The 26426-nt window shown below is 66.6% G+C and carries 25 protein-coding genes; 21 read left to right on the plus strand and 4 right to left on the minus strand.

Features of this window, described 5'->3' with window-relative positions; all coding sequences use genetic code 11:
- Nucleotides 1-65: 65 nt before the first annotated feature.
- Entirely contained in the window at nt 66-1454 is a 1389-nt protein-coding gene (locus HMPREF3151_RS08715) for a class II 3-deoxy-7-phosphoheptulonate synthase (RefSeq protein ID WP_070475146.1), read from the plus strand.
- A gap of 234 nt (nt 1455-1688) precedes the next feature.
- Here HMPREF3151_RS08715 and HMPREF3151_RS08720 read toward each other — a convergent pair whose 3' ends face one another.
- On the minus strand, nt 1689-3068 hold the full coding sequence (locus HMPREF3151_RS08720; protein WP_070475147.1) for a protein kinase domain-containing protein: 1380 nt from the start codon (nt 3066-3068) through the stop codon (nt 1689-1691).
- Nucleotides 3069-3093: 25 nt separating this feature from the next.
- Here HMPREF3151_RS08720 and HMPREF3151_RS11630 point away from each other — a divergent pair, with 25 nt between their 5' ends.
- Entirely contained in the window at nt 3094-3456 is a 363-nt protein-coding gene (locus HMPREF3151_RS11630; RefSeq protein WP_141741382.1) for an Rv2175c family DNA-binding protein, read from the plus strand.
- On the opposite strand, the gene HMPREF3151_RS08725 is transcribed toward HMPREF3151_RS11630, so the two are convergent.
- From HMPREF3151_RS08725 to HMPREF3151_RS08735, 3 genes are read right to left on the minus strand one after another with little or no spacing between them, the layout of a single operon-like run.
- Nucleotides 3359-4864: an alpha-(1->6)-mannopyranosyltransferase A gene (locus HMPREF3151_RS08725; RefSeq protein ID WP_070475148.1), complete on the minus strand. Its 1506-nt coding sequence runs from the start codon at nt 4862-4864 to the stop codon at nt 3359-3361. The two genes, HMPREF3151_RS11630 and HMPREF3151_RS08725, sit on opposite strands and share 98 nt — an antisense overlap.
- Complete coding sequence (locus HMPREF3151_RS08730) at nt 4864-5946, minus strand: polyprenyl synthetase family protein (protein ID WP_070475149.1); 1083 nt, start codon at nt 5944-5946, stop codon at nt 4864-4866. Before HMPREF3151_RS08730 ends, HMPREF3151_RS08725 begins: the two co-directional genes overlap by 1 nt.
- A 43-nt stretch (nt 5947-5989) precedes the next feature.
- Nucleotides 5990-6553 carry a GNAT family N-acetyltransferase gene (locus HMPREF3151_RS08735; RefSeq protein ID WP_070475150.1) on the minus strand — a complete coding sequence of 188 codons (564 nt, stop codon included), beginning with the start codon at nt 6551-6553 and terminating at the stop codon, nt 5990-5992.
- Between the two features lie 209 nt (nt 6554-6762).
- On the opposite strand from HMPREF3151_RS08735, the gene HMPREF3151_RS08740 reads away from it, so the two are divergent.
- From HMPREF3151_RS08740 to HMPREF3151_RS08830, 19 genes are all read left to right on the plus strand, one after another.
- Complete coding sequence (locus HMPREF3151_RS08740; protein ID WP_083290276.1) at nt 6763-7143, plus strand: SAV_6107 family HEPN domain-containing protein; 381 nt, start codon at nt 6763-6765, stop codon at nt 7141-7143.
- Between the two features lie 90 nt (nt 7144-7233).
- Nucleotides 7234-7626: a DUF3040 domain-containing protein gene (locus HMPREF3151_RS08745; protein ID WP_070475151.1), complete on the plus strand. Its 393-nt coding sequence runs from the start codon at nt 7234-7236 to the stop codon at nt 7624-7626.
- 413 nt (nt 7627-8039) lie between these two features.
- Nucleotides 8040-8474 (plus strand): division/cell wall cluster transcriptional repressor MraZ, encoded by a 435-nt coding sequence (mraZ, locus tag HMPREF3151_RS08750; protein WP_070475152.1) that lies wholly within the window; start codon nt 8040-8042, stop codon nt 8472-8474.
- 195 nt (nt 8475-8669) lie between these two features.
- Complete coding sequence (gene rsmH, locus HMPREF3151_RS08755; protein ID WP_070475153.1) at nt 8670-9683, plus strand: 16S rRNA (cytosine(1402)-N(4))-methyltransferase RsmH; 1014 nt, start codon at nt 8670-8672, stop codon at nt 9681-9683.
- A gap of 20 nt (nt 9684-9703) precedes the next feature.
- Nucleotides 9704-10408 carry a cell division protein FtsL gene (locus HMPREF3151_RS08760; protein ID WP_141741383.1) on the plus strand — a complete coding sequence of 235 codons (705 nt, stop codon included), beginning with the start codon at nt 9704-9706 and terminating at the stop codon, nt 10406-10408.
- A gap of 97 nt (nt 10409-10505) precedes the next feature.
- Nucleotides 10506-12482 (plus strand): peptidoglycan D,D-transpeptidase FtsI family protein, encoded by a 1977-nt coding sequence (locus tag HMPREF3151_RS08765; RefSeq protein ID WP_083290271.1) that lies wholly within the window; start codon nt 10506-10508, stop codon nt 12480-12482.
- A 23-nt stretch (nt 12483-12505) separates the two neighbouring features.
- Entirely contained in the window at nt 12506-13990 is a 1485-nt protein-coding gene (locus HMPREF3151_RS08770; protein ID WP_070475155.1) for a UDP-N-acetylmuramoyl-L-alanyl-D-glutamate--2,6-diaminopimelate ligase, read from the plus strand.
- The gene (murF, locus tag HMPREF3151_RS08775; RefSeq protein ID WP_070475156.1) at nt 13987-15507 is read left to right on the plus strand and encodes a UDP-N-acetylmuramoyl-tripeptide--D-alanyl-D-alanine ligase; all 1521 of its coding nucleotides are present in this window, start codon (nt 13987-13989) and stop codon (nt 15505-15507) included. Before HMPREF3151_RS08770 ends, murF begins: the two co-directional genes overlap by 4 nt.
- Before the next feature lie 36 nt (nt 15508-15543).
- Complete coding sequence (mraY, locus tag HMPREF3151_RS08780; protein ID WP_070475157.1) at nt 15544-16644, plus strand: phospho-N-acetylmuramoyl-pentapeptide-transferase; 1101 nt, start codon at nt 15544-15546, stop codon at nt 16642-16644.
- The gene (gene murD, locus HMPREF3151_RS08785; RefSeq protein ID WP_210383729.1) at nt 16641-18044 is read left to right on the plus strand and encodes a UDP-N-acetylmuramoyl-L-alanine--D-glutamate ligase; all 1404 of its coding nucleotides are present in this window, start codon (nt 16641-16643) and stop codon (nt 18042-18044) included. Before mraY ends, murD begins: the two co-directional genes overlap by 4 nt.
- A gap of 51 nt (nt 18045-18095) precedes the next feature.
- A complete protein-coding gene (locus HMPREF3151_RS08790) occupies nt 18096-19520 on the plus strand; it encodes an FtsW/RodA/SpoVE family cell cycle protein (protein WP_070844745.1) in 1425 nt (474 codons plus the stop codon).
- A 7-nt stretch (nt 19521-19527) separates the two neighbouring features.
- Nucleotides 19528-20607: an undecaprenyldiphospho-muramoylpentapeptide beta-N-acetylglucosaminyltransferase gene (gene murG, locus HMPREF3151_RS08795; RefSeq protein WP_070475160.1), complete on the plus strand. Its 1080-nt coding sequence runs from the start codon at nt 19528-19530 to the stop codon at nt 20605-20607.
- Nucleotides 20608-22029 (plus strand): UDP-N-acetylmuramate--L-alanine ligase, encoded by a 1422-nt coding sequence (gene murC, locus HMPREF3151_RS08800; RefSeq protein ID WP_070475161.1) that lies wholly within the window; start codon nt 20608-20610, stop codon nt 22027-22029.
- Nucleotide 22030: 1 nt separating this feature from the next.
- Complete coding sequence (locus HMPREF3151_RS08805) at nt 22031-22678, plus strand: cell division protein FtsQ/DivIB (RefSeq protein ID WP_070475162.1); 648 nt, start codon at nt 22031-22033, stop codon at nt 22676-22678.
- Nucleotides 22679-22811: 133 nt separating this feature from the next.
- Nucleotides 22812-23999: a cell division protein FtsZ gene (ftsZ, locus tag HMPREF3151_RS08810; RefSeq protein WP_070475223.1), complete on the plus strand. Its 1188-nt coding sequence runs from the start codon at nt 22812-22814 to the stop codon at nt 23997-23999.
- A 14-nt stretch (nt 24000-24013) separates the two neighbouring features.
- Nucleotides 24014-24739, plus strand: a complete 726-nt coding sequence (pgeF, locus tag HMPREF3151_RS08815) for a peptidoglycan editing factor PgeF (protein ID WP_070475163.1) — start codon at nt 24014-24016, stop codon at nt 24737-24739.
- The gene (locus HMPREF3151_RS08820) at nt 24732-25430 is read left to right on the plus strand and encodes a YggS family pyridoxal phosphate-dependent enzyme (protein ID WP_070475164.1); all 699 of its coding nucleotides are present in this window, start codon (nt 24732-24734) and stop codon (nt 25428-25430) included. Before pgeF ends, HMPREF3151_RS08820 begins: the two co-directional genes overlap by 8 nt.
- A 38-nt stretch (nt 25431-25468) precedes the next feature.
- The gene (locus HMPREF3151_RS08825) at nt 25469-25987 is read left to right on the plus strand and encodes a cell division protein SepF (RefSeq protein WP_070475165.1); all 519 of its coding nucleotides are present in this window, start codon (nt 25469-25471) and stop codon (nt 25985-25987) included.
- Nucleotides 25988-26005: 18 nt separating this feature from the next.
- Complete coding sequence (locus HMPREF3151_RS08830) at nt 26006-26317, plus strand: YggT family protein (protein ID WP_034998551.1); 312 nt, start codon at nt 26006-26008, stop codon at nt 26315-26317.
- Nucleotides 26318-26426 lie beyond the last annotated feature (109 nt).

The following is a 26426-nucleotide window of genomic DNA, read 5'->3' on the forward strand; positions in this document are numbered from 1 at the left end:
GCATTTTGGGAAATTGCAGGTGAAGGTGGTTGTAGCCTGGGGTGAATCGTGCTACAACTGAATGGGTGAGTTGGACAATCGACATCCCCAAAGACGTACTGCCGGACCTGCCCCCGCTGCCGGGCGACCTGAACGAGCAGTTCCAGGACGCAATCTCCCGCGACGCGAAGCAGCAACCTTCCTGGGACCCCGCCCAGGCGCAGTATGTGCGCAAGATCCTGGAGTCCGTGCCGCCGGTCGTGCTCGCCCCCGAAGTGGAGGAGCTGAAGACCCAGCTGGCCGACGTCGCCAACGGCAAGGCGTTCATGCTGCAGGGCGGCGACTGCGCCGAGACCTTCGAGTCCAACACCGAGCCCCACATCCGCGCCAACGTCCGCACCCTGCTGCAGATGGCCGCGGTGCTGACCTACGGTGCCTCCATGCCCGTGGTGAAGCTGGCCCGCATCGCCGGCCAGTATGCCAAGCCACGTTCCTCCGACCTGGACGCCAACGGCCTGCCCAACTATCGCGGCGACATCGTCAACGGCGTCGAGCCCACCGAAGATTCGCGCCGCCACGATCCCGCGCGCATGGTCCGCGCCTACGCGAACTCGTCTGCAGCCATGAACCTGGTCCGTGCCCTGACGGCTTCAGGCACCGCGGACCTGCACAACATCAACGACTGGAACCGCGAGTTCGTGACCAACTCCCCGGCAGGTGCGCGCTACGAAGCTTTGGGCCGCGAGATCTCCCGGTCCCTGGCTTTCATGGACGCCTGCGGCGTGCGCGACGACAACCTGCGCACCTCCAACGTCTACGCCTCCCACGAGGCGCTGCTGGTGGACTACGAGCGGGCCATGCTGCGCCTGGCCACCGACTCCAACGGCGACACCAGGCTCTACGACCTGTCCGCCCACCAGCTCTGGATCGGCGAGCGCACCCGCGGCATCGACGACTTCCACGTCAACTTCGCCGCCCTGATCTCCAACCCGATCGGCATCAAGCTAGGTCCGACCACCACCCCGGAAGAGGCCGTCGCCTACGGCGACAAGCTGGACCCGGACCGCGTGCCTGGACGCCTGACTATGGTCATCCGCATGGGTCAGGACAAGGTCCGCGAGGCCCTGCCGGGCATTGTCAAGGCCGTCGAGGCATCCGGCCACAAGGTGGTCTGGCAGTCCGACCCGATGCACGGCAACACCTTCACCTCCTCGAACGGCTACAAGACCCGCCACTTCGACAAAATCCTCGACGAGGTCCAGGGCTTCTTCGAGGTCCACCGCGAGCTGGGCACCCACCCGGGCGGTATCCACATCGAGCTCACCGGCGAAAACGTCACCGAGTGCCTCGGCGGGGCCCAGGACATCACCGACGTCGACCTGCCCGGCCGCTACGAGTCCGCCTGCGACCCCCGCCTCAACACCGAGCAGGCCCTCGAGCTGTCCTTCCTTGTCGCCGAGATGCTTCGCTACTAGTTTTCGGCAGGGCTCGCCTGTGTACTCCACCGGTCTTCGGGGCCTCCGGGGCCGACAGGTTTTGTAAAAATCGACAGCGCTCCAGCATTTCCCCAGGTGGGAAAATTGGGAACCGGGGCGTTTTGCCGATTCGTACAAAAGACTCCGATTGCGGACTCCGCATTGCGGACAACTCGGCCAGCACCAATGATTGGTCGGCACCCACTATGCAGCTGCATAGTGGAAGTCGGCCGGCTAGGGCTGGGGGACGATGACCTCCGGGATTTCTCCGTACATGCCGGAGCCGAACCACCAAGCCCCCAGCGCCACGGCGACGATCACGATGATGACGAAGACGGTGTACAGGGCCACGCCGAACGGGGAACGGTTCGACACGGGTTTAACGGTGGGAAGTCGGGAAGCGGGCTCGCGCGTTGAAGGGGCATCCGGGGCGTCGGGGGAAAGCGGCCCCGGAACAGGCCTCGGCGCAGGCGCAGGTGCCGGGCCAGCGGCCGGGACTGGCGCAGGAACGGGCGCCGGACCTGCTGCGGGCCACTGGCCACGGGTCGGGCCGGGCGCAGGCTGGGCGGGTCTGGCGGGGGAGGGGGAGACGCGGGTGGGCGCGTCGTCGCCGGGGAAAAGCCGCTGGTGGGCGGCACTCCTGGCACCAGCACCGCCAGCACCGTTCGCGCCACCAGCACCAGCACCGCCGCCAACACCCGCGGCCAGCCCAAAATTGGTCGGGTGTTCTGCGGCGCGGTGTGCGGCGGAGTTGCGCGGGGCGGGCACGGTGTAGGTGGGCAGCGCCAGCTCGCTGGCCACGTCGTTCAAGGCCTCCAAAAAATCGGCGGCGTCGTGGAACCGGTCTTCGGCGTTGCGGGCGGTGGCGGTGGCGACGAGTTCGTCGAAAAGCTTGGGCACCCCGGCGATCAGCGAAGACGGCGCGGGCACGTCGGAGCGCAGCCGGGCGTAGGCGTGGGCCAAGGGGGTGTCGCCGCTGAAGGGGGTGCGGCCGGTGAGTAGCTCGAAGAGCACGATGCCGGCGGAGTAGACGTCGGAAGCCGCGGTCAGTGCGCCGCCGTCGACCTGTTCGGGCGAGAGGTAGGCGACGGTGCCGACGATTTGGTCGGTGGATTGGGTGGTTTCGGCCGCGGCGCGCACGAGCCCGAAGTCGGAGAGTTTGACGCGGCTGGAAGTGTCGATGAGTACGTTGTCGGGTTTGATGTCGCGGTGCACCATGCCTTTCGCGTGCGCGACACTCAACCCGGTGAGCATGCCGCGCATCACGGCAGCGGCGGCGTGTGGGGGCATGGGGCCGCGTTCGGCGAGCAGTTCGCGCAGGGTGCCGCCGGTGATGAGTTCCATGATCAAAAACACTTCGCCGCCGGACGCGGAGAAGTCGTACACGTTGACCAAGTTTGGGTGGCTGAGCTGGGCCATTGCGCGGGCTTCGCGGCGGAAGCGTTCGCGGAACACCTCGTCGTGCACGTATTGCTCGTGCATGACTTTCGCGGCCACTTCACGTCCGAGGCGTGCGTCGACGCAGCGGTAGACGGTGGCCATGCCGCCGCGCGCGATTGGGCGGTCGACAACGTAACGCCCGTCCAGTGTCGTGCCTGCCCGCAAGGTTGCCATATGCACCAGAGTAGAATCGCGGACCGTGAGCGCACAAACGAATCTTGAGCAATTGCTTATCGACGAAACCCTGCTGCCGTTTCCGGATGTCGCCGAGAAGCTGGGCGTGCCGGTGACCAAGGTGCACGACTACGTCGGCGCGAAGAAGCTGGTGCACTACGTCAAGGACGGAAAGAAGGTTGTGCCGGCGAGCCTGCTCGGCGAGGACGGCTTGAGCAAATTCGTCTCCGGCGCGATCACGGTGCTTTCCGACGGCGGCTATGACGCGGACGAGATCTTGGCGTTCCTGTTTACGCCGGATGAGTCGCTGCCGGGGCGTCCTGTGGACGCGTTGCACGGCCAAAAAGCTCGCGAAGTGATCCGCCGCGCGCAGGCGATGGCGTTTTAGCCGGGTCCCGGAACAGCCACTCCACCGCAACGACGGCGGCGATCGCCGCGAGTGCGAGGAACCACGCGTCGTAGAGGCGGTGATTGCCGCTGCCCTGGAATGCGAGGGCGACGATTATCGACGCCCCAATGGTCACCCGCACTACCCAGGCCGGCGGGCGGAATGTGCCTGCCAGCGAGATGACGGAGGCGTAGTACCAGGGCAGGGTCACCGCGTTGGCGGCAAATGCCACCGTGTAGGCGGCGGTGGTGCCGGCGACGGAGCGCCGCTCGTAGGCCTCGTTTCGGCGGGGGCGGAAGATCCACCACACCGCCGCCAGGCCGACCAGCATGAGCACGGAGAAGACGGTGCGGGTCCAGGAAAGGGCGGTGTTGTAGCGGAACGTGTCGTCGAAAAGCTGGAGTACCGGCGTGATGAGCTCGGCGGCGAGGGTGGGGCCGGCGAGCGGGTTGATCACCTTCGAGTTGCCGGTGATTTCCTCGAGCCACCCCCACGTGGTGCCGGATGCCCAGGTGACCAGCTGGATCACTGCGATGTTGACGGCGAGCGCCCACGCCCCGCAGACAACCAGCATGCCGGCGGCACCGAGGGTGGTGCTGCTGCGCCGCTTAACCATCAGCCACACCACGAACGGCAGTGCCACCGCCGCTGTGGCTTTCAGCGACACCGCCAGCGCGATCAGCCCGATGCCCGGGGTGCACCAGCGGCTGCGCAGGCACCACAACAGGCCCACACTGACCAGACCAACCATGACGGCCTCGTTGTGCATGCCGCCGATGAGGTGCAGCAGCATCACCGGGTTGGCTGCCCCCAACCACAGAGCAAGGGCGGGGTCGCCGCCGATCTGCTTCGCAATCCGCGGCAGTGCCCACACAATCAGCGCGAACCCTGCCAGGGAAATCAGCCGGTAGACCACCAGGCCTAAAGTGACGTTCTCGCCGACCAGCGACGTCACCGCCTTGCCCACCCCGAGGTGCAATGGGCCGTACGGCGTGGTGGTGTTGCGCCAGTCGTGGGAGACCTCCCACAGGTACGGCCCCGGGTTTATGGCGGCGCCTTCGGAGTAGGGGTCGAAGCCGTCGCGAAGCATCGCGCCTTGCATGAGGTAGGAGTACACGTCGCGCGACAGGATCGGCGCGGACAGCGCGATAACGCCTGCCCACCAGCACACGCTGCGGCGCACCTGGGCTAGACCGGGCCTGGCTTTCCACAGCAGTACCCACGCCACCACCAGGCCGATGATGCCGGCGGTGAGCAGCATGTCCATCAGCGCCCGGCCATGACCGTAGGAGAGGTGCTCCAGGCCTACTGCGCGCAGCAGGCCGCCGCGGTAGCGGGTCGCGCCTGCGCCGAATGAGCCCACGGCAATCAGCGCGCAGGCGGCGACGCCCAGACTCTGCGGGCGCATCACATCCGCCGGTCGGTGGCCTTGTGCGCGAGCACGGTGAGCGCTTCCACGGCTGCGTCGTCGATGCCGACGCCGTCCAGGAAGCCGAGGCCGGAGGCGGTGAGTTCTTCGATGCGCGCCTCCACCGCGTCTTCTGCGCCGCTGGAGCGGATGAGCCCTGCTAATCGACGCAGCTCCGCCTCATCCTCCGTCGTACCAATCCCGTCGCGAAGCTCTTGCGCCGCCGCCGGGTCCGTCTGGTCCAGCAGCTCAAGGGCCGTGGCGAACAGTTCCGTGCGCTTGCCCTCGCGGATGTCGTCGCCGGCCGGCTTGCCGGTCACGGCAGGGTCGCCGAATACGCCAAGCAGGTCGTCGCGAAGCTGGAATGCGATGCCGATGTCGCGGCCGTAACCACGGAACGCGTCGATGAGCGACTCGCTCGCGCCCGCAAGCGCGGCACCCAAGTGCAGGGGGCGCTCGATGGTGTACGCCGCGGTCTTGAACCGGTTGACGCGGTTGGCCATCTCCACCGACTCGCTGCCCAGGCTCTCGAGCATGATGTCCAGCAGCTGGCCGCCGATGACCTCGGTGCGCATGCCCACCCACGGCTCCGCGGCGCGAGCGAGAGCGTCCTGGGAGACACCGGAGTAGCGCCACATGTCCTCAGCCCAGGCGAGTGCGAGGTCGCCGAGCAGAATCGCGGCGTTGGTGCCGTATTCCTCCGCGGAGCCGAGCAGGCTCTGGCTGCGGTGCTCCGCCTCGATCGCGCGGTGCACTGTGGGGTTGCCGCGCCGGGTGTCTGAGGCGTCGATGATGTCGTCGTGCACCAGCGCGCAGGCCTGGATCAGCTCCAGGGCGCTCACAGCGCGGAGCACGGCCTCGGGGTCTTCCGTACTTTGCAGGCCGCCCGCGCCGACGAAGCCTGCCCAGCCGTACGTGGGGCGCACGCGCTTGCCGCCGCCGAGGACGAAGCGCCGCAGGTGGCTCACCGCCTGTGCGACAGGCTCGCCAATGGCCTCGACAGCTTTCGCACGCTCGTTGAAAAACGATTCAAGATGCTGCTCCACCTGTGCCGGTACGTCGTTGAGCCCAAGATCTGTCACGCCTACGCTCCTTGTGCCTGAAGTTGATGATCTCCCCGCAACCCTACCCAGTGCGGTTTTGCAGATCGAGGGCGAGGATGGCGAAGGGGCGTTTATCCCCCTCGTAGAGAAAATTACGCGCCACGTCCGTGAATCCGAACTTGCGGTACAGCCCGAACGCGTTGTTCGCCTCGTCTGCAACTTCCGGTGTGGATAGCAGCGCCCAGCGCGTCGGGGCTTCCCTCAGTAGCTCCGTGAGCAGGCGGGAGCCCAGGCCTTTGCCCTGCAGCGCGGGGGAGACGTGCACTTCCGCGACCTCGAAGTAGCTGCGCAGCATCTCCCGGTCTTGGTCCGTGATCCCGCCGTTTGCGTCCATCGCGCGCACGAGCTGACGGTCCCACCAGCGATCGCGGGTGCCGATGAAGCCGTAGGCGATGCCGACGACTTGGCCGCTATCGATCGCCGCGACCGCGGTGAAGCCGGGGGAGCGCACCTCGCCTTTCCACACCTGGATGCGTTGGCGGCGCATGGTCTGCGGGTAGCCCATGGCCTCTATATAGATGTCTACGAGCGTTGGGGCGAGCATCAGGAACTCGGCGGCCGTCAGGCGCTGAATGGTTGCAGTCACCCCTCTATGGAATCACTTGCGGGCGCTGTGTGTGGCAGGAACCCACACTTCTGGTCGAACAAGTGTTCCCATGTGTGTCGGGTGGTGTCGAACGCGTGTTTTAGGGTGAGCCCATCACTTGTACAAAAGCAATGTTTATGCAGGAGGAAGCCATGGCGGGAAGCGTAGTTTCGGCAACAACCGGCGCGGTGTACGGACGGGGTGCGCGCATGAGTAAGGCCGACCAATTCTTGTCCGCGGCCGAGGAGCTGATTGGGCTGGCGCATGATGATTTCGAAGCTGGCCGGCACGACGTGGCAATGGAAAACGCCTATCGTGCGGCGCTTCGGATTGCCGGGGCGCGCAACGCGGCCTCGCCGATCGTGCGCAAGCGCAAGCGTCTACCTACGAGCGCGTGGGACAAGCTCGCGCTCACGGGTGATGACGGGGCGCATTGGGCCGCCGTGTTCAAGCGCTATTCGACGCAGCGCGGCAGGGTGGCGTCCGGGATTGAAATGGACCCGGGTGCGGCTGTGGTGCACCGGCTGCTCTCGGATGCGGAGGAGTTTTATCTGTCCACCAGGGCTGGGGAGGCTCCGATGGCTGCATAGTGTGAGGAAAGTGGGGCACGGGAACAATCTGCGTACCATGGCCGTTATACGGATAACGTCAGTCCGCCATCGGTATCGGGAGAGTGAGCAGTGTCTCTATCTGAGCAGGAAATGCGGGCGTTGCGCGAAATTGAGCAGTCTCTCTTCGCGGACGACCCGAAGTTTGGCAGCAGTGTCGTGACTGAATCTGGCTTCGGTTCCGCGCCAAAGACCGGTCAATTGACCATGCGCAGCGTCGCCCTGATCGTCTTGGGTCTGGTGCTCCTGCTTGGTGGTGTGGCGCTGGCGAGCCTGAGTATCTGGACGATTGTGCTGAGCGTCATCGGCTTCGCTGTCATGCTCTTTGGCGGCATCATGGCGCTGCGCACCCCGTCGAACCAAGTGTCTCCGTCTGCGCGCTCGTCCCGGCAGGCGAAGCCGCGCACGCAGCGCAGCGCCAGCATGGAGGAGAGCTTTCGTCGTCGTTTCGAAGACCGTCAGTAGTACTTAGCGGTATTTGCGGCTGCGCCTTCCCGTCGTGTCGGGGAGGCGCTTTTTCGTGCCCGCCCCAAATCCCCCACTTCTCCCCACTAGCGCCCAAAGTGGGCTGAAACATGGGCAGTGCCGCCCCCTCGGGGCGTGAATCGTGGGGGTGCAGATATCGAGTGTGGCGCGTGTGGAGCATGTTCTGCGTTTTCGCGGGTAAACTCCCCACGGCAAAAATGGCACTCTGAAATGCGCAAACACGACACACTGGAACTAAAAACTGCTGAGGTGTGGCGTTTGTGGGGGAAAGTGGGTTAAAGTGGGGCCCAGCGGAGTGACGTGGCGCGCATCTTGACTACGTGCGCGGTACGGAACGAAGCCGAGAAAATTTCACAGCCAACGTCAGAAAGTGAAGGAAGGTAGGTCGCCGGATGTTTCTGGGAACCTACACTCCCAAGCTCGACGACAAAGGTCGCCTGACGCTCCCCGCGAAGTTCCGTGAGGATCTTGCAGACGGGTTGATGGTGACCAAGGGGCAGGACCACTCGCTTGCGGTATATCCGCGCGACGAGTTTGCCGCCCGCGCCCGCAAGGCCGCAGCGGCATCCCGCACAAACCCCAAGGCGCGTGCTTTTATCCGCAACCTGGCTGCCAGTGCGGATGAGCAAACGCTCGACGGGTCTGGGCGAATCACCCTGTCCCCGGCGCACCGGGAGTACGCAAGCCTTTCCAAGGAGTGCGTGGTCATCGGTTCGGTGGATTTTCTCGAGATCTGGGACCTCGAGTCCTGGAATAAGTATCAAGAAGAGACTGAAGCCGCGTTCTCTGCGGCGGATGACGACGACATTCTCTCCGGTCTGCTGTAGGGCTGACTACCCCGCAGGAGGCATCGACTACGGAGAGCGTGTACGGACTCTGTCCGGGGCGTGAAGCGTTCTGGTGTACTTCCCCGACATCAGAACAGCCGCCCCGGGCAGGGCTCTATGCGCTCCCCGCGCCGACAAAGAAGCTGACAACCACCGCACGAGCTAGGGACACTGAAGAGACACGGAGGGCACGCCATGGCGAACTTCACGCTCGCTGACGACCCGCACGGTCACGTCCCCGTCATGCGCGACCGCATGGCTGAACTGCTCGCGCCCAGCGTTGAGGCATTCGGAGCAAAAGCGGTGCTTATCGACGGCACGCTCGGCGCCGGCGGACACACAGAGCACTTCCTCAACGTTTTCCCTCACGCCCGCGTGATTGGTGTGGACAGGGACCCGAACGCGCTGCGTCAGGCGTCGGAACGCTTGGCGTCCTTCGGCGACCGCTTCGTGGCAGTGCAGTGCCGTTTCGACCACGTGGATGAGGCGGTTGCGAACAACGAGGGCGACATATTCGACGCAGCCCGCGAACACGGCATCGCGGGCGCCCTGTTCGACCTAGGTGTGTCGTCGATGCAGCTGGACCAGCAGGAGCGAGGCTTCTCCTACCGTGGTGACGCCCCGCTGGACATGCGCATGGACCAGACAGAAGGCATCACCGCGGCCGAGGTGCTCAACACCTACAGCCACGGCGACTTGGCCCGCATTCTGAAGACGTACGGCGACGAGCGCTTCGCCGGAAAGATCGCCTCCGCCGTGATCGCGGAGCGCGAGCGCGAGCCCTTCGACCGTGCCGCGCGCCTGGTGGAGTTGCTTTACGCCACCATCCCGGCCGCAACCCGACGCACTGGTGGACACCCCGCGAAACGCACGTTCCAGGCGCTGCGCATCGAAGTCAACCGTGAGCTCGAGGCGGTGGAAAACGTCGTGCCCGTGATCACCGACCTGCTCGGCGAGGGCGGGCGCGCAGTGTTCATGAGCTACCAGTCCCTGGAAGACAAGATCGTCAAAGCCGCGTTCAACGAGCTCACCACCTCCAAGACCCCGGTTGGCCTGCCGATGGACCTGCCGGGCACCGAGCCGGAGTTCCGCACCGTCACCCGCGGGGCGGAGAAGGCTCCGGCGGAGGAGATCGAACGCAACCCGCGCGCCGCGCCCGTGAGGGTGCGTTGCATTGAAAAACTCAGCCCACCCCAGCCCACCCCCTAAGCCCGACAAGGACGGACACCATGGCCGCACGAGCAACGCGATCGGCGACGCTGACCCGCAACCAGAGCCGCACACCTGGCCGCACTCAGGGCCGCACTCAGGGCCGCACTCAGCACTCGGCCAGCCGCGTACGCACCATGCCCGGCGTAAAGCCGCACGTGGAGCACCCGAAGTCCCGCGGCCGGCTGGGATCCAACCAGGTGGTGTCCGTCCGTGGACGCCGGGTGGCCACCACGAAGGTGCGCTCGAAGTTCTCTTCGCTGTCCCAGATCGCTTTGCCGTTGCTGGTGGTGGGAATCGCGGTGGCCATGATCTTGTCCGGCATCGCCACCACACAAACCTTTGCGATTCAGAAGCTGCAGGCCAAGGAGCAGGAGCTGGCGAACGAGGTCGAGTCGCTCAACCGCGACCTGGAGGACCGTCGTTCCTCGGCGGCGCTCGCGCAGCGGGCAGACTCCATGGGCATGGTGCTCGCCGGCGAGCCGGGCGTGGTTGCCGTGAACGACGAGGGCCACGCGGAGGAGCAGCGCCCGTACAACCCGGAGTCGGCCTCCAAGCTGGTCGATGTCAACGGCGAAGGCAGGCCCGCCTCCCGCGCGTCCTCGGACGATCGTGCGACGAAGGAGCTGGAGGATGCCCTGACGCAGCGCCCCGGCCGCGCCGCGAACGCACCCCGTATTGACAACTTGGCGCCCTACCAGGCCAACGTTGCGGCCCAGCCGTAACGGCAGGCGTGGCGCACCTAGGTATCTGCCCGGGGGCGGGGCATGATGGTTGTCGACATAACGGCGGGTACCAGCCAGTGGATATGGGAGGTGAGCAGTGCCACGCTCTAATGCGAACTCGCAGGTAGCGCGGGAGAATCCGAAGCCTGCGCCGACTTCTCAGAAGCACATCACGGGCAAGCGTGTGTACTGGCTCGGCATTGCCTTTTTGGCGGTGGCCGCGTTGCTCATCGGACGTTTGTTCTGGGTGCAGGTCATCATCGGCGACGAGCTGCGCGAGCAAGCCAACGACCAACGAAGCCGCACCTACGTGGACCGCGCGCGCCGCGGCGAGATCGTGGACCGCGACGGCAACAAGATGGCCTACACCATGCAAGCCCGCTCCCTGACGGTGTCTCCGGTGCAGCTGCGCAAGGAGCTCAAGGAGCAGCAGGAACTGGAAATGCGTGTGGACGGGCTGTCTCCGGAGGACATCGCCGCCCAGGTGGACGCCCGCGTCGAGGACGTGCTGCGCACAATGGCCAACGAGATCCCGGGCATGATCGGCGATGGGGAAGTGGTGAGCGACACCCCGTCGAACACCGCTTCCGGCGAGCCGACCACCAAGGTCGGCCAGGTCAGCGCCAAGGAGATCCTGGACAAACTCCACGCGGATTCCAGCTACGAGGTGCTGGTGCGCAATGTGGACCCGGATGTGGCCGCCACCGTCGCAGACGCCTTCCACGGCATCGCGGCGGACCACCAGGACATCCGCCAGTACCCGAACGGGGCGGTGGGCGAAAACATCATCGGCAAGGTTTCCATGGACGGGCAAGGCCAGTTCGGTATGGAGGCCTCCCGCGACGCGGACCTCACCGGCATCGACGGCCGCTCCACCGAGGACGTGTCCGCGAACGGCCAATCTATTCCGGGCTCGCTGCGCGACGTTGTCCCGGCCGTCGGCGGCGCCCAGATCGAACTGACCATCGACCTGGACCTGCAGACCTATGTCCAGCAGACCCTGGAGCAGGCCAAGGCCAACTCGCTAGCCAAGGAAGCGCAGGCCGTGGTGCTGGATAGCCACACTGGCGAGGTGCTGGCCATGGCGAATACCGACACGATCAACCCGAACGGCAACGTCGACCAGCAGGTCAAACAGGGCAAGGACTTTGAGAACCCGAGCGTGTCTCACCCCTTCGAGCCAGGCTCGGTGGCGAAGGTGATCACCGCCGCCGCGGCGATCGACCAGGGGCTGACGGACCCGTTCGAGGTGCACCAGGTGCCCGGTTCGATCGATATGGCGGGCATTACGGTGCGCGACGCGTGGGAGCACGGCGTGATGCCGTACACCACCGCGGGCATCTTCGGTAAGTCCTCAAACGTGGGCACACTCCAGCTCGCCCAACGCTTGGGGGAGGAGCGGTTCTGGGATTACCTGAACCGTTTCGGCATCGGCCAGGGCACCGGGATCGAGCTGCCCAACGAGTCTGCGGGCCTGCTGCCGGTGCTGGAGCAGTGGTCCGGCGGCACTTTCGCCAACCTGCCCATCGGCCAGGGAATGAGTTGGACCACGTTGCAGATGGCGGGTGTGTTCCAGACGATCGCGAATGAGGGCGAGCGGATCCAGCCGCGCATCATCCACAAGATCACCGGCCCGGACGGTGAGGAGATCGCGCAGGAGGAACCGGAGCACTCCCGAGTGATCAGCGAGGAGGCCGCGCGCACCACGCTGGACATGTTCCGCGCCACGTTCCAAGAGGACCCGGCTGGGGTCAACAACGGCACTGCCCAGGGCAACAACCTGGAGGGGTACCAGTTCGCCGGCAAGACCGGCACGGCGCAGAAGGTCAACCCGGACACCGGCGCGTACTCCAACAGCGCGTACTGGATCACCTTTGCCGGTGTCGCGCCCGCGGACGATCCCCGCTTCGTGGTCGCGGTCATGCTGGACGAGCCGCAGCGCGGCGTCCTCGAGGGCGGCAACGGCGGACAGTCCGCGGCCCCGATTTTCAAGCAGATTGCGGGCTGGCTGCTCAACCGTGAGAACGTTCCGCTGAGCCCGCCGGCCGAGCCGTACCCGTTGCAGGGCCAGTAGATACAGATGGAGGTCTGAGAAAAATGACAAGCTTGCAGCAGCTCGCCGACATCGCTGGCGCGCGCATCGTCAACCCGCCGAGCGCGGATACCCCGGTGACCTTTGTCGGCCTGGACTCCCAGAACGTCGAACCTGGCGGCCTGTTCGCCGCGCTACCCGGCACCCGTGTCCACGGCGCGACCTACGCGTTCGATTCCGCCGCGGGCGCGATACTTACCGACGAGGCTGGTCTGGCGATTATCCAGCAGACGGCAGACCGACGCCCGGTGCTCGTGGTCGAGGATGTGCGGACAATCCTGGGCCATGTGGCGGCTGAGGTGTACGGGCACCCGTCGCAAAGCTTCATGCTCCTCGGCGTCACAGGCACCTCCGGCAAAACCACGACCACCTACATGCTGGAAAAGGGGCTGACCGCTGCCGGCTGCAAAGTGGGGCTGATTGGCACCACCGGCACGAAGATCATGGGGCGCGACGTGGCCACGGAGCTGACCACGCCGGAGGCGCCGATGCTGCAGCGGCTGTTCGCGCAGATGCGCGACGAAGGGGTCACGCATGTGGTCATGGAGGTGTCCTCGCACGCGTTGATGCTGGGGCGCGTCACCGGCTCGGACTTCGACGTCGCCGCGTTCACCAACCTTTCCCAGGACCACCTGGATTTCCACCCGACCATGGAGGATTACTTCCAGGCGAAGGCGCTGTTCTTCGACCCGGCGAGCGAGCTGCGGGCGAAGCGCAGCGTCATCTGCGTCGACGACGAGTGGGGCCAGCGCATGGCTGATCTCGCCGAAGCGCCGGTCACGGTCGCTACCACAAGCGACGCCGATGTGACCGCGGAGCTTGTGCGTATCGACGACCAAGGCCGCCAACGCATCCAGCTCACCGCCGACGATACTTTCGAGTTCACCCTGCCCATGCCAGGCGCGTTCAACGTGGCCAACGCCGCGCTCGCCGCGGCCATCGCACAGACCGCGGGCGTGGAGCTCCCGTCGTTCTTGAACGGCCTGGAGCAGGCGGCGGTGCCGGGGCGCATGGAGCGTATCGACGAAGGCCAGACCTTTGTCGCCGTCGTGGACTACGCCCACAAGCCGGCTGCCATCGGCGCGGTGCTGGCAACCCTGCGCGGCCAGGTGGAAGGGCGCATCGGCGTGGCCGTGGGCGCGGGCGGCGACCGCGATTCCTCCAAGCGCCCGCTCATGGGCGCTGAGGCGGCCAAGGGGGCGGACTTCGTGGTGGTCACAGACGACAACCCGCGCACCGAGGACCCCGCCGCCATCCGCGCCGCAGTCCTTGCGGGCGCGCGCGAGGCCGGCGCGAGCGCGGAGATTGTCGAGGTCAGCCCACGTGGCAAGGCGATTGACGCGCTCGTTGAGTGGGCCCGGCCCGGCGACGCAGTGATCGTGGTTGGCAAGGGCCACGAGGTGGGCCAGCTCGTGGGCACCGAGAAGTTGCACTTCGACGACCGCGAAGAGATGCGCAGGGCAATTACAGAAAGGCAATCTCGAGCATGATCGACATGACGCTGGCGCGCATCGCCGAGGTCACCGGCGGGCGCTTGAGCCCGGAAGCCGACCCGGACACGCACGTGACCGGGTTCGTGGAGTTCGACTCCCGCAAGATCGGCCCGGGCGGACTCTTCGTCGCCTTCCCGGGGGCGCGCGTGGACGGGCACGATTTCGTGGACAAGGCCGCAGAGGCCGGCGCTGCCGCGTCGCTGACCACGCGGGAGGTGGGCAGGCCTTCGGTGATCGTCGAGAAGCGGCCGCCGCGCGAGGGGGACAACTCGGACCTGGCCGCGAATGACCCGGACGGTTCCGCGGCGGGTGTGGTGGACGGCATGTCTAAGCTCGCCTCCGCGGTCGCGCGCGAGCTGACGGGGGCGCACGGGCTGACCATCGTCGGCGTGACCGGCTCTGCGGGCAAGACGTCCACGAAGGACCTCATCGCCGCGGTGCTTTCGCGCGCCGGTGAGACGGTGGCGCCCCCGGGCAGTTTCAACAACGAGATCGGCCACCCGTACACGGTGCTGCGCTGCACCGAAGACACAGACTTTTTGGTCGCGGAGATGTCCGCGCGCGGCATCGGCCACATCGCGCACCTGGCCACCATCGCGCCGCCGACAATCGGCGTGGTGCTCAACGTCGGATCCGCGCACATCGGCGAGTTCGGTTCCCGTGAAAACATCGCGAAGGCCAAGGGGGAGCTGGTGGAGGCGCTGCCTCGCGACGGCGTCGCCGTGCTCAACGCGGACGACGAGCTCGTCGCCGGTATGGCCGGGCGAACGGATGCGCGCGTGGTCACCTTCTCCGAGTCCGGCAACACGGCCGCAGACTACTACGCCACGGACGTTGAGCTCGACGCGGTGGCGCGCGCGTCCTTCACCATGCACACGCCGAACGGTGATCCGCAACGGGTCACGCTCGGCGTGTTCGGCGCGCACCAGGTGGGTAACGCGCTCGCCGCCGCTGCCGTGGGCACGGAGCTGGGCATGGACGCGGCCACCGTTGCCGAGGCGCTGTCCGCGGCGAGCTCGGTGTCCGTCAACCGCATGGACGTGAACACGCGCGCCGACGGGGTGACCGTGATCAACGACGCCTACAACGCTAACCCCGAATCCATGCGCGCGGCCATCGCGGCGTTGGGCTATACCGCCGCCGCCCGCCCGGGCGTGCGCTCGGTGGCCGTGCTCGGAGAGATGAGCGAGCTGGGTGCTGGCGCCGAACAGGAGCACGCGCTGCTCGCGGACGAGTTGGCGCGATACCGGGTGACGCACCTCGTGGCCGTCGGCAAGTCCGACGCGATGGTTGCGCTCACCCAGCGCGCCGAGGGGCAAGGCATCCGCACCACCGCCGTCGCCGACACCGACGAGGCGGCGCAGACGGTGCGCGAGCTGCTAGCGTCCGCGCCGGTAGGGGAGGACAATTGGCGCGAGCGCAAAGACCGGGATGTTGTGCTGGTCAAGGCCTCCAACGCCGCCCGGCTGTGGGTAGTGGCGGAAGCGCTCCTGCAAGGGCATACGCTTAGGTAGTCACGCGACGTAGAGAAATAGCAAGGTACAACTTCCATGGTTCAAGTTATCTGCGCCGGAATCATCAGCTTCTTGGTTTCGATCTTCCTCACCCCTGCGCTCATCCGGTACTTCAACCGGCGGGCGATGGGGCAGGAGATCCGCGAGGACGGTCCGGCGTCCCACGCCCGCAAACGCGGCACCCCGACGATGGGCGGCATTGCCATCCTCGTGGGCATCACCATGGGCTACCTCGGCGGCAGCCTTGTTGCCCTGTTCACAGGGCATACTGCGTTTACCGCCACCGGCCTGATCGTGCTGTTTCTCACCCTGTCTCTGGGCTTGGTCGGCTTCGCGGACGACGGCATCAAACTGTTCATGCAGCGCAACCTGGGCCTGAACAAGACCGCGAAGCTGGTGGCGCAGCTGGCCATTTCGCTGATTTTCGGAGTGCTCATTCTGCGCTTCCCTGACGAGAACGGGCTGACACCGGGCTCGCAGTTCTTGAGCTTCGTGCGCGACATTGAGACGATCGACCTGACCTTCGGCGGCGGGACCATCGGCACGATCTTCTTCCTCGTCTTCATTTACATCCTGCTGGCCGCCTGGTCGAACGCGGTGAACCTCACCGACGGGCTGGACGGGCTCGCCTCCGGCACCACCGCCTTGGTGATGGCCGCGTACGTGGGCATTACCTTCTGGCAGTTCCGCAACTCGTGCGAGGCCGTGGCCGCCGCCGGCTGCTACAGCGTGCGCGACCCGCTGGACCTGGCCATCCTGGCCTCTGCCGGCTTCGGCGCCTGTGTGGGTTTCCTGTGGTGGAACGCTGCCCCGGCGAAGATCTTCATGGGAGACACTGGCTCGCTCGCACTCGGTGGCTTGGTTGCGGGCCTGTCCGTGGGGTCGCGCACGGAGCTTTTGATGATCATCATCGGCGCGCTGTTCGTGCTCGAGGCCGCCTCGGTGGTGATCCAGGTGGCGTCGTTCAAGTCCACCGGCAAGCGCGTGTTCCGCATGGCGCCGTTCCACCACCACTTTGAAAACGGCGGCTGGCACGAGATGACCGTCGTGGTCCGATTCTGGATCATCTCCGCCATGGCGTTCATGCTCGGCCTTGCGGTGTTCTACGGCGAGTGGCTGAACGGGGCGAACCTGTGACGCAGCCGATCCTGTCGGACTACACCCTGGTCGCCGGCGCCGGTGTGTCGGGGCTCGGGGCGGCGCAGCTGCTTCGGCGCGCCGGCGCCCGCTTCACCGTTGTCGACGACAACGAGGCAGGCCGCGCCCGCGCCGCCGAGGCTGGCTACGACACGTGCACCGGCGACGAGGCCCGCGCCCGCTTCGGCGAGGTCGGGCTCGTGGTCACCTCGCCCGGGTGGCGGCCGGATACGCCATTGCTTGTGGACGCCGCATCCGCCGGCATCGACGTCATCGGCGACGTGGAGCTGTGCTTCCGGCTGGACCGCGCCGGCGTGTTCGGCGAGCCGCGCACCTGGCTGGTGGTCACCGGAACGAACGGCAAAACCACCACCACGGGCATGCTCGCGCAGATGATGATTGAGGCTGGCAAGGACACCGGCCTGCGCGCCGGCGCGTGCGGCAACATCGGCGTCGCGGTGGGGGAGGCGATGCTCGCGCCGGAGCGTTTGGACGTGCTGGTAGCCGAGCTTTCCAGCTTCCAGCTCCACTGGTCCTCCCAGCTCGTTCCCGATGCGGGCGTGCTTTTGAACCTGGCGGACGACCACATTGACTGGCACGGCAGCTTCGCCGAGTACGCCGCGGCCAAGGCCAAGGTGCTTCAGGCGCCGGTGGCGGTGGCGGGTATCGACGACACCGAGGTCGCGCGGATCGCCGCCGACACGGGGCGCGAGGACATCGTCGGGTTCACGCTCGGCGAGCCGGCAGACGGCCAGGTTGGTGTGGTGGGCGGACGCATCGTCGCAAAGCTTGGCGGAACACCCGTGGATGTCGCACCGGCCGACGGCATCGAGCCCGCCGGTGCCGCAGGTGTGCTGGACGCGCTGGCCGCCACCGCGGTGGCGTTGACGCAGGGAGCCACGACCGAGCACATCCAACGCGCGCTGGACGCGTACCAGGTGGAGGGCCACCGCGGCGCGGTCGTGCACTCCGGCGGCGGAGTGGACTGGGTGGACAACTCCAAGGCCACCAACCCGCACGCGGCGGATTCGGCGCTCACCGGCGCTGGTTCCGTGGTGTGGGTCGCCGGCGGGCAGCTCAAGGGCGCGTCCGTGGATGCCGTGGTCAAAGCGCACGCCAAGCAGTTCCGCGCGGTGGCGCTTCTGGGCGTGGACCGGGAGATGATCCGCGCCTCGCTCGAGCAGGTGGTGCCGGAGGTGCCCGTTTTCGTCTCCGACGCGCAGGACCCGGAGCAAGCGATGGACGAGGTCGTGGCGTGGGCGGCCACCCAGGCGCAGGCGGGCGACACCGTGCTTTTGGCACCCGCCGCGGCGAGCTTGGACATGTTTTCCGGCATGTCTGCGCGTGGCGACGCATTCGCGGCCGCCGCAATGCGACACTGGAACCCGCACAACAAGTAAGCTCAACTAAAGGTTGAGGTTTTCTTCCGCGGTTCCAATCGAAAGGGCAGCATGACGGTTCAACGCGCACCCCGGCAACGCGCACCACGGCCGGACGCGCCGCGTAAGGCGGCACCCGCTCCCGAATCGAAGCTCAGCGCAGGGCTCCGGCGCATCCAGGATGCGCTCGATTCCCGGCCGCTGATCGACTACACCATGATCCGCAGCATCGTGCTCTTCCTCGCCGGTCTCGGCGTGGTGATGGTCATGAGCTCGTCCATGGCGACCTCGTTTGCCGCGAGTGCGAGCGTGTGGTCCCTGGCCGTGCGCCAGTTCGTGATGGTCGTGCTCGGCCTCATCGCGTTCTGGGCCGCGTTGAAGACGCCGCCCGAGCGGCTCCGGGGCCTGAGTAATTGGCTGATGGTCATCGCGATTGTGCTGCTCATCGCCGTGCTCACGCCTCTGGGCACTGGCCGTGCCGAGGTGGGCTCGCAGTCCTGGCTGGTCGCCGGCCCGCTGCGCCTGCAGCCTTCCGAGTTCGCCCGCGTCGCCATCGCCATGTGGGGAGCGAAGATCCTGGCCAACAAGGACCCGCGCCGTTTGTTCGCCCCGGACAACGGATTCGCCGCCTTCCTCACCGTCTCCATCCTCTGCGTGGGGCTGATTGCCATGCAGGGCGACATGGGGATGGCGCTCTCGTTTGCCGTGGTGGTGGCGTTCATCTTGCTCTTTGCGGGTGTGTCGCTGAAGGCCGTCGGCGTGGTTGCGGCCTCGGGCGTTGTGGCGTTGGTGGTGATCTTCCTCTCCGGCAGCTTCCGCTCCGCCCGCTTCCACGTCTATTTCGACGCGCTGCGCGGCCACTTCGACGACACCCGTGGCGTGGCGTTCCAGTCCCACCAAGGCTTTTTGTCGCTGGCGGACGGCCACATCTTCGGCGTCGGCCTGGGCCAGTCGCGCGCGAAGTGGTTCTACCTGCCGGAGGCGCGCAACGACTTCATCTTCGCCGTCATCGGCGAAGAACTCGGGTTGTGGGGCGGCGCCCTGGTGATCCTCCTGTTCGCGCTGCTCGGCTTCTTCGGTATGCGCACCGCGCTGCGCGCGCAGACGCAGTACCAGACGCTCATGGCAGCGTCCCTGACCGCGGCAGTGGTCTCCCAGGCCTTCATCAACATGGGCTACGTGGTGGGCCTGCTTCCGGTCACCGGCATCCAGCTGCCCATGTTGTCCGCCGGCGGTTCCTCGGCCGTGTTCACCCTCGGCGCGATGGGCGTGCTGGCGTCTGTGGCGCGCCACGAGCCGGACGCGATCTCGTCCATGCAGAATTACGGTCGCCCCATGTTCGACCGCATGTTCTTCATCGGCGAGCCCCGCGCGCTCAAGCAGCGCCGCCAGGCGCCTGCGGCCGCGCCGCGCCGCGAGCGCTACGGCACGCCGGTGACCCAGCCGGTCGCCGCGTCCTACCATAGGCAGCCGCACCGCCGGACCCCGCGCCGATAGGAGAGCCATGTCTACCGAGAAGTTCAGCGTCGTCATCGCAGGCGGCGGCACTGCGGGCCACATCGAGCCCGCTCTTGCAGTCGCGGAAGTGCTTCGCGACGCGTACGGGGCAAACGTGGTCGCCCTCGGCACTGAACGAGGCCTGGAAACCACCATCATTCCGGCCCGTGGGTTCGAGCTTTCCCTGATCGACCCGGTGCCGATCCCACGCAAGAAGCCCTGGAAGCTCGCCTCCGTGCCGTTCAAGCTGGCCCGTAGTGTCCGCCAGGCCAAGCAGGCAATGAAGCGCTGCGGCGCACGTGCCGTCTTCGGCACCGGCGGCTATGTCTCCGGCCCGGCGTACCTGGCCGCGAAACAGCTTGGCCTGCCGTTTTTCGTGTTGGAGACCAACGCGCTGGCAGGCATGGCCAACAAGCTGGGCGTGAAGATCGGCGGCACCGGGTTCAACGCGGTGCCCAATTCCGGCATGGACGGCGAGGTCGTCGGCGTGCCGGTGCGCCCCGGCGTGGGCGTGGACCCGGACGGCGCGAAGCGCGAGCGGGGCCTGCGCATGTGGAACCTACAAGAAGACCGCCCGACCATCCTGGTCACCGGCGGCTCGCAAGGTGCGGTGAGCATCAACGCGGCCTTGGCCGACGCGGTGGAGCGGCTCACCGGCGCGGGGTATCAGATCCTGCACGCCTACGGGCGCAAGAACGACGCCCCGGTCACGCACGACCACTACACGGCGGTGCCGTACATCGACGACATGGAGGCCGCGTACGCAATCGCCGACGTGGTGGTGTGCCGCTCGGGCGCGATGACGGTTGCGGAAAACTCCGCGGCCGGCATCCCCGCCATCTACATCCCCCTGCCGCACGGCAATGGCGAGCAGGGGCTCAACTCCGCCCACCTCGTCGACGCCGGGGCGGCCCTGCGTATCGACGACGCGGCGCTGACCGGCGACGTGCTCGTCGACAAGCTGCTGCCTCTCTTGGAACCCGATGCCCGCGCGATTATGCGCGCGGCGCTCGAGGACTCGGGTGCCGGCAGCGTTGCCGAGGACCTTGCCGCGCGCATCGCCGCGGCTGCTGGAAAGGACACATAAATGACAGATCTCTCCCGCGTCCACCTCATCGGCATCGGCGGGGCCGGCATGTCCGGCGTGGCGCACATCCTGCTGGACCGCGGCGCGACAGTGACCGGCTCCGACGCCAAAGACTCCCGGCCAGTGCGCGCGCTCAAAGCGAAGGGCGCCAAGGTCGCGCTCGGCCACGACGAAGCAAACCTGGAGCTGTCCGGCGAGCTGCCCACCGCAGTGGTGACCAGCTTCGCCGCCATCCCGCAGGACAACCCGGAGCTGGTGCGCGCCAAGCGCGAGGGCATCCCGCTGCTGCGCCGCTCCGACCTGCTTGCGGAGCTGATGGAAGGCTCGACCCAGCTGCTGCTCGCGGGCACGCACGGCAAGACATCCACGACGTCGATGGCCGTGGTGGCGCTGCAGGCGGCGGGGGAGGACCCCTCGTTCGCCATCGGCGGCCAGCTCAACCGAGCCGGCACCAACGCGCACCATGGCCACGGCGACGTGTTTGTTGCGGAGGCCGACGAGTCCGACGCCTCGCTGCTGCGCTACTCCCCGGATGTTGCTGTGATCACCAACATCGAGCCGGACCACCTGGATTTCTACGGCACGCGCGAGAAGTACTTCCAGGTCTTCGACGATTTCGCGGACCTGGCCAAGCATGTGGTCGTCTGCCTCGACGACGACAACGCCGCCGCCTGCGGCGAGCGCGCCCTCGAGCGCGGCTTGACCGTCTCCGGCTACGGCACCGCGGAGGCCTCCGCACGCCACCCCAAGATCCCGGCAGGCGCTGTGGTCACAGGCGAACGGCAGGAGGGCGAGCACACCGTGGTCGAGGTGCAGCTGCGCACCGGCCGCATCTCCGGTGATGTTATGTACACGCTGGCGATTCCGGGCCGCCACATGGTGCTCAACTCTGCCGCGGCACTGTTGTCAGGCGTGCTGGTTGGCGCCGACCCGGCGAAGCTCGCCCAGGGGTTGAGCGAGTTCACCGGCGTGCGCCGTCGCTTCGAGTTCAAGGGCGAGGTGGGCGGAACCCGCGTCTACGACGATTACGCCCACCACCCGACGGAGGTGGCCGCCGTGCTCACCGCCGCCCGCGACAAGGTCGACGCTGAGGGCAACGGCGCCCGCGTTGTGGTCTGTTTCCAGCCTCACCTGTACTCGCGCACGCAGGAGTTCGCAGGCGAGTTCGCCGACGCGCTGTCGCTCAGCGACGAATGCGTGCTGCTGGACATCTTCGGCGCCCGTGAAACGCCGGTGGAGGGTGTGACCTCCCGGACTATTTCCGAAAAGATGACCGCGCCGGTGCGTGTGGAGCCGGACTTTTCCGCGGCGCCTGCGACCGTGGCGGCGGTAGCCAAGCCCGGTGACCTGGTGCTGACCATGGGGGCGGGCAGCGTGACCATGCTGGCGGACGAGATCCTCGCCGCGTTGCGGGAGGCGTAGGATGTCCCGCCGCGCGATCACCATCGTCGCCGGCTGCGTCGCACTTGTGCTCGCAGTCGTGGCGGCGCTGCCGTTTACCCTGGCCATGCCCGTCGACGACGTCAACGTCGAGGGTGCGGTGAACCTGCCCGCCGAGGAAGTGAAGTCGCTCTCCGGCGTGGAGGTGGGCACCCCGATGGGGCGCGTGGATGTGCACCGGGCAGCCCAGGACGTGGCGGCGAATCCGTGGGTGGATTCAGTGACGGTGAAGCGCCGGTGGCCAGATGCGGTGGACGTCACTGTGCAGGAGCACACCCCGGTGGCCTGGATAGACCAGGGCGGCGAACCCCACCTGATCAACAGCGAGGGCAAGGATTTCGTGGTCGCCCAGCCGCCGCTGGGGGCGGTGCAGCTCGTCGGCATTAACGAGGAGCAACTGCCGAAAGCGGTGGAGGTCGCTTCCGCGATCACGGACCCGGCCCGCCCGCAGGTCCGCGAGCTGACCTGCGACGGGGACCACAGCTTCGTGCTCAAGCTGGACGGGGACAGGACAGTCACGTGGGGTTCGTCCGAGGACAACCAGAACAAGGCGCTCGCGCTTGAGACCGTGCTGCAGCTGGACGGAAAAACATTCAATATTTCCAACCCAGAACTGGTCACTTCGCGCTAAAACCGCAGGTCACAACCCTAAAGTACAGGTTTAGGGTTGTGACACGCCGGACCAGAAAACAAAAATCCGCGTGCTTTCACACAAGATGGGTAGCAACTGCAAAAACCAACTTGTGAAAGGCGAGACCACCACCATGACCTCTCCCGCCAATTACCTCGCCATGATCCGCGTCGTCGGTGTCGGCGGCGGCGGCGTCAACGCCGTCAACCGGATGATCGAGGAAGGCCTCAAGGGCGTCGAGTTTGTCGCGATAAACACTGACTCCCAGGCGCTGCTGTTTACGGATGCCGACACGAAGCTCGACATCGGACGCGAGGCCACCCGCGGCCTCGGCGCAGGCGCCAACCCTGAGGTTGGCCGCACTTCCGCTGAGGACCACAAGCAGGAGATCGAGGAGTCTCTGAAGGGCTCCGACATGGTCTTCGTCACCGCCGGCGAGGGTGGCGGCACCGGCACCGGCGCCGCCCCGGTGGTCGCCGGCATTGCCAAGAAGATGGGCGCGCTGACCATCGGCGTGGTCACCCGCCCGTTCACCTTCGAGGGCAAGCGCCGCACCCGCCAGGCGCTCGAGGGCATTGAGAACCTCAAGGAAGTCTGCGACACCGTCATCGTCATCCCGAACGACCGCCTGCTGCAGCTGGGCGACGCGGAGCTTTCCATGATGGAGGCCTTCCGCGCGGCGGATGAGGTGCTCTACAACGGTGTCCAGGGCATCACCAACCTCATCACCATCCCGGGCATGATCAACGTCGACTTCGCGGACGTGCGCTCCGTCATGGCCGACGCTGGCTCCGCACTCATGGGCGTCGGCTCCGCCCGCGGCGACAACCGCGTGATGACGGCTACCGAGCAAGCCATCAACTCCCCGCTGCTGGAAACCACCATGGAGGGTGCCAAGGGCGTGCTCATCTCCGTCGCCGGCGGCTCCGACCTGGGCCTGATGGAGGTCAACAACGCGGCGTCCATCGTGGAGGAGAAGGCCGACGAGGACGCCAACATCATCTTCGGCACGATCATCGACGACAACCTGGGCGACGAGGTCCGCGTGACCATCATCGCCACCGGCTTCGACGAGAAGGCCAACGCCCGCCCGGCCGAGCCGGCTGAGTCGGCTGAGCAGGAAACGCCGCAGCCGGAGCGGAGCTCGACCAAGGTCGTGGAGGCCGAGCCGGCCAAGGAGGAGTACCAGCCGCGCCACCGCTACGAGCCGTCCAGCCGCAGCGGCCTGTTCACCGAGCGTGAGCGTGAGCCGCGCGAGGCCCGCGACGGCGGCTTCGACGGCGGCTTCGATGACGTCGATGTGCCGGACTTCATGCGCTAGTTAAGCTGGCAGGCATGCCAGATCTTTCCACTCGCCCCGTCCGCATGGTGTTCACTTCCCGTGCGGGCGGGGTTTCTGCTGCCCCCTACGACTCGTTCAACCTGGGCGCCCACGTCGGCGACGACCCCGCAGATGTCGCCGCCAACCGCGCCCGCCTTGCGCAGGTGCTCGGCCTGCCCGAGGAGCGTTTCGTGTGGATGGAGCAGCTGCACACCAACACAGTCACGCTTGTCGACGGACCTTCGGCCACCCCCGTGGAAGCCACCGACGCCCTCGTCACCAGAGAAAAGAACCTGGCGCTGTGCGTGCTCGTGGCAGATTGCACTCCGGTGCTGCTGTCCGACCACACTGCCGGCGTCATCGGCGCGGCCCACGCCGGCCGGATGGGCGCGCGCAACGGGATCGCGGAAAACACCGTCGAGGCGATGGTGGGCCTCGGCGCCGAACCGTCGCGCATCCAGGTGCTGCTGGGTCCTGCCGCGGCAGGGGAGTCGTATGAGGTCCCGGAGGGGATGGCTTTAGACGTCGAGAAGCATTTGCCCGGATCCCGCACACGCACAACGAAGGGCACGCCCGGCATCGACGTGCGCGCCGGGCTGGTGCGCCAGCTGCTGAGCCTGGGCGTGACCCACATCGACGCGGACCCGCGCGACACCATCACCGACAACGATTTCTTCTCCCACCGCCGCGAAGGTGTGACCGGACGGCAAGCTGGCGTAATTTGGATGCCTAATGTCTGATCTCGCACAAAACCTTGAAACCGTCCGCCAACAGATCCGCGACGCGGAGCGCGCCGCCGGCCGCGAAGAAGGCAGCGTGGCACTTTTGCCGGTAACGAAGTTCCACCCGGTGGAGCGCATTGTCGAGCTCGCTTCGCTCGGCGTTGAGCTGGTGGGAGAGAACCGGGAACAGGAGGCCCGCGACAAGGCGGCCGCGCTTGAAGGCCGCTGCGGCATCGCCATGATCGGCCAGATCCAGTCCAAGAAGGCGAATTCGGTGGCGCGTTGGGCCTCGGAAGTGCACTCGCTGGACTCGCTGAAGCTGGCCCACGGGCTCAACCGCGGCATGGCGCTTGCGCTCGAACGTGGCGACCGCGAAGGCGAGATATTGCCGTGCATGGTGCAGCTGTCTTACGACGGCGACACTGCCCGCGGCGGCGCATCCCTGGCGGACGTGCCCGCGATCGTGGAAGCGGTGGAGGAATCCGAGCACCTCGAGCTGGCCGGGTTCATGGTCGTTCCACCGCTGGATTCGCAGCCGCGCGAGGTGTTCGCTCAGGCGCGCTCGTTGACGGATGACTACGCCGCCAAGCTCAACCGAAACTTGAGGCTTTCTGCAGGTATGAGCGGTGATTTCGCCGACGCGATCGCGTGCGGATCCGATATCGTGCGTGTCGGAACAGCCCTCCTCGGGCCCCGCCCCGTAGTCTGAAATCCACCGCGAATCACCCCATAAAAGGAGCCGCCCGCATGTCCTTCTTTGACAGTGCTAAAGACTTTTTCGGCCTCGGCCCCGTGGATAACGGCGAGGACGACGCCTACTACGACGACCCGCAGTACGCCGCAGGTGCCGCTGGTGCAGCCGCTGCCGGTTCCACCGCTTACGACCGTTCGGTGCGCCCCGAGCGTGCCGAGCGTCCGTCGCGCATGGACCGCCCCGCTGCCCGCGATTTCGGCCGCGAGGCCGTCCGCCCGAGCTACCGCTCCACGCCGCACATCGTCACCGCGGCGCCGCGCAACTACAACGACGCCAAGGAGATCGGCGAGCCGTTCCGCGACGGAGACGCCGTGGTTATGGACCTGACCGACCTGGATACTGCCGACGCGAAGCGCATCGTGGACTTCGCCGCTGGCTTGTGCTTCGCCCTGCGCGGCAACATGCACAACCTCTCCCGCGGTGTTGAAACCCGCAAGCGAGTTTTCGCCATCGTGCCGGAAAACGCGAACTTGGAAAAGGACGACCTCAAGCGTGCTGCCGGCTTGCGTTAGCCGGTAGGGTGGTTCGGCGTGGCACTTTTCGGAGCAATCATCTACGCCCTTGTGGGGCTGTACTCGCTGCTGGTTATTGTTCGCATCATCATCGAGATGGTGCAGGCGTTTTCCAAGCAGTTCGACCCGCCGCACTGGTTCATCATGGTGGCTGAGCCCATCTTCCGGATGACCGATCCGCCGGTGAATGCGCTGCGCAAACTCATCCCGCCACTGAAGCTCGGCGGCAGCGGTGTGGGGCTGGACGTGAGTGTCATTGTCCTGTTTTTCATCCTCATGCTCATCCAGATGCTCGTCGGCGCCGTACTGATTAATCCGGCGCTGCGGTAGCTTTACTTGAGCTTTAACCCGGCTTTACGGCTAGGCTGGGCTACACTCGTCGAGCGAAACCGTTACAATTCAGCAGATAATGCTTCGCGCGAGCGAGTACTCACACGAT

The organism is Corynebacterium sp. HMSC05H05 (genome assembly GCF_001807265.1).
Taxonomy (GTDB): Bacteria; Actinomycetota; Actinomycetes; order Mycobacteriales; family Mycobacteriaceae; genus Corynebacterium.

Coding starts and splice junctions, on each gene's coding strand:
- HMPREF3151_RS08770 (WP_070475155.1), top strand. CDS start 12,506: ATGACAAGCTTGCAGCAGCTCGCCGACATCGCTGGCGCGCGCATCGTC.
- HMPREF3151_RS08725 (WP_070475148.1), bottom strand. CDS start 4,864: ATGCGCCCGCAGAGTCTGGGCGTCGCCGCCTGCGCGCTGATTGCCGTG.
- mraY (WP_070475157.1), top strand. CDS start 15,544: ATGGTTCAAGTTATCTGCGCCGGAATCATCAGCTTCTTGGTTTCGATC.
- ftsZ (WP_070475223.1), top strand. CDS start 22,812: ATGACCTCTCCCGCCAATTACCTCGCCATGATCCGCGTCGTCGGTGTC.
- HMPREF3151_RS08740 (WP_083290276.1), top strand. CDS start 6,763: ATGAGTAAGGCCGACCAATTCTTGTCCGCGGCCGAGGAGCTGATTGGG.
- rsmH (WP_070475153.1), top strand. CDS start 8,670: ATGGCGAACTTCACGCTCGCTGACGACCCGCACGGTCACGTCCCCGTC.
- HMPREF3151_RS08760 (WP_141741383.1), top strand. CDS start 9,704: ATGGCCGCACGAGCAACGCGATCGGCGACGCTGACCCGCAACCAGAGC.
- mraZ (WP_070475152.1), top strand. CDS start 8,040: ATGTTTCTGGGAACCTACACTCCCAAGCTCGACGACAAAGGTCGCCTG.
- HMPREF3151_RS08720 (WP_070475147.1), bottom strand. CDS start 3,068: ATGGCAACCTTGCGGGCAGGCACGACACTGGACGGGCGTTACGTTGTC.
- pgeF (WP_070475163.1), top strand. CDS start 24,014: ATGCCAGATCTTTCCACTCGCCCCGTCCGCATGGTGTTCACTTCCCGT.
- HMPREF3151_RS08825 (WP_070475165.1), top strand. CDS start 25,469: ATGTCCTTCTTTGACAGTGCTAAAGACTTTTTCGGCCTCGGCCCCGTG.
- HMPREF3151_RS08790 (WP_070844745.1), top strand. CDS start 18,096: ATGACGGTTCAACGCGCACCCCGGCAACGCGCACCACGGCCGGACGCG.
- murF (WP_070475156.1), top strand. CDS start 13,987: ATGATCGACATGACGCTGGCGCGCATCGCCGAGGTCACCGGCGGGCGC.
- HMPREF3151_RS08820 (WP_070475164.1), top strand. CDS start 24,732: ATGTCTGATCTCGCACAAAACCTTGAAACCGTCCGCCAACAGATCCGC.
- HMPREF3151_RS08805 (WP_070475162.1), top strand. CDS start 22,031: ATGTCCCGCCGCGCGATCACCATCGTCGCCGGCTGCGTCGCACTTGTG.
- murG (WP_070475160.1), top strand. CDS start 19,528: ATGTCTACCGAGAAGTTCAGCGTCGTCATCGCAGGCGGCGGCACTGCG.
- murC (WP_070475161.1), top strand. CDS start 20,608: ATGACAGATCTCTCCCGCGTCCACCTCATCGGCATCGGCGGGGCCGGC.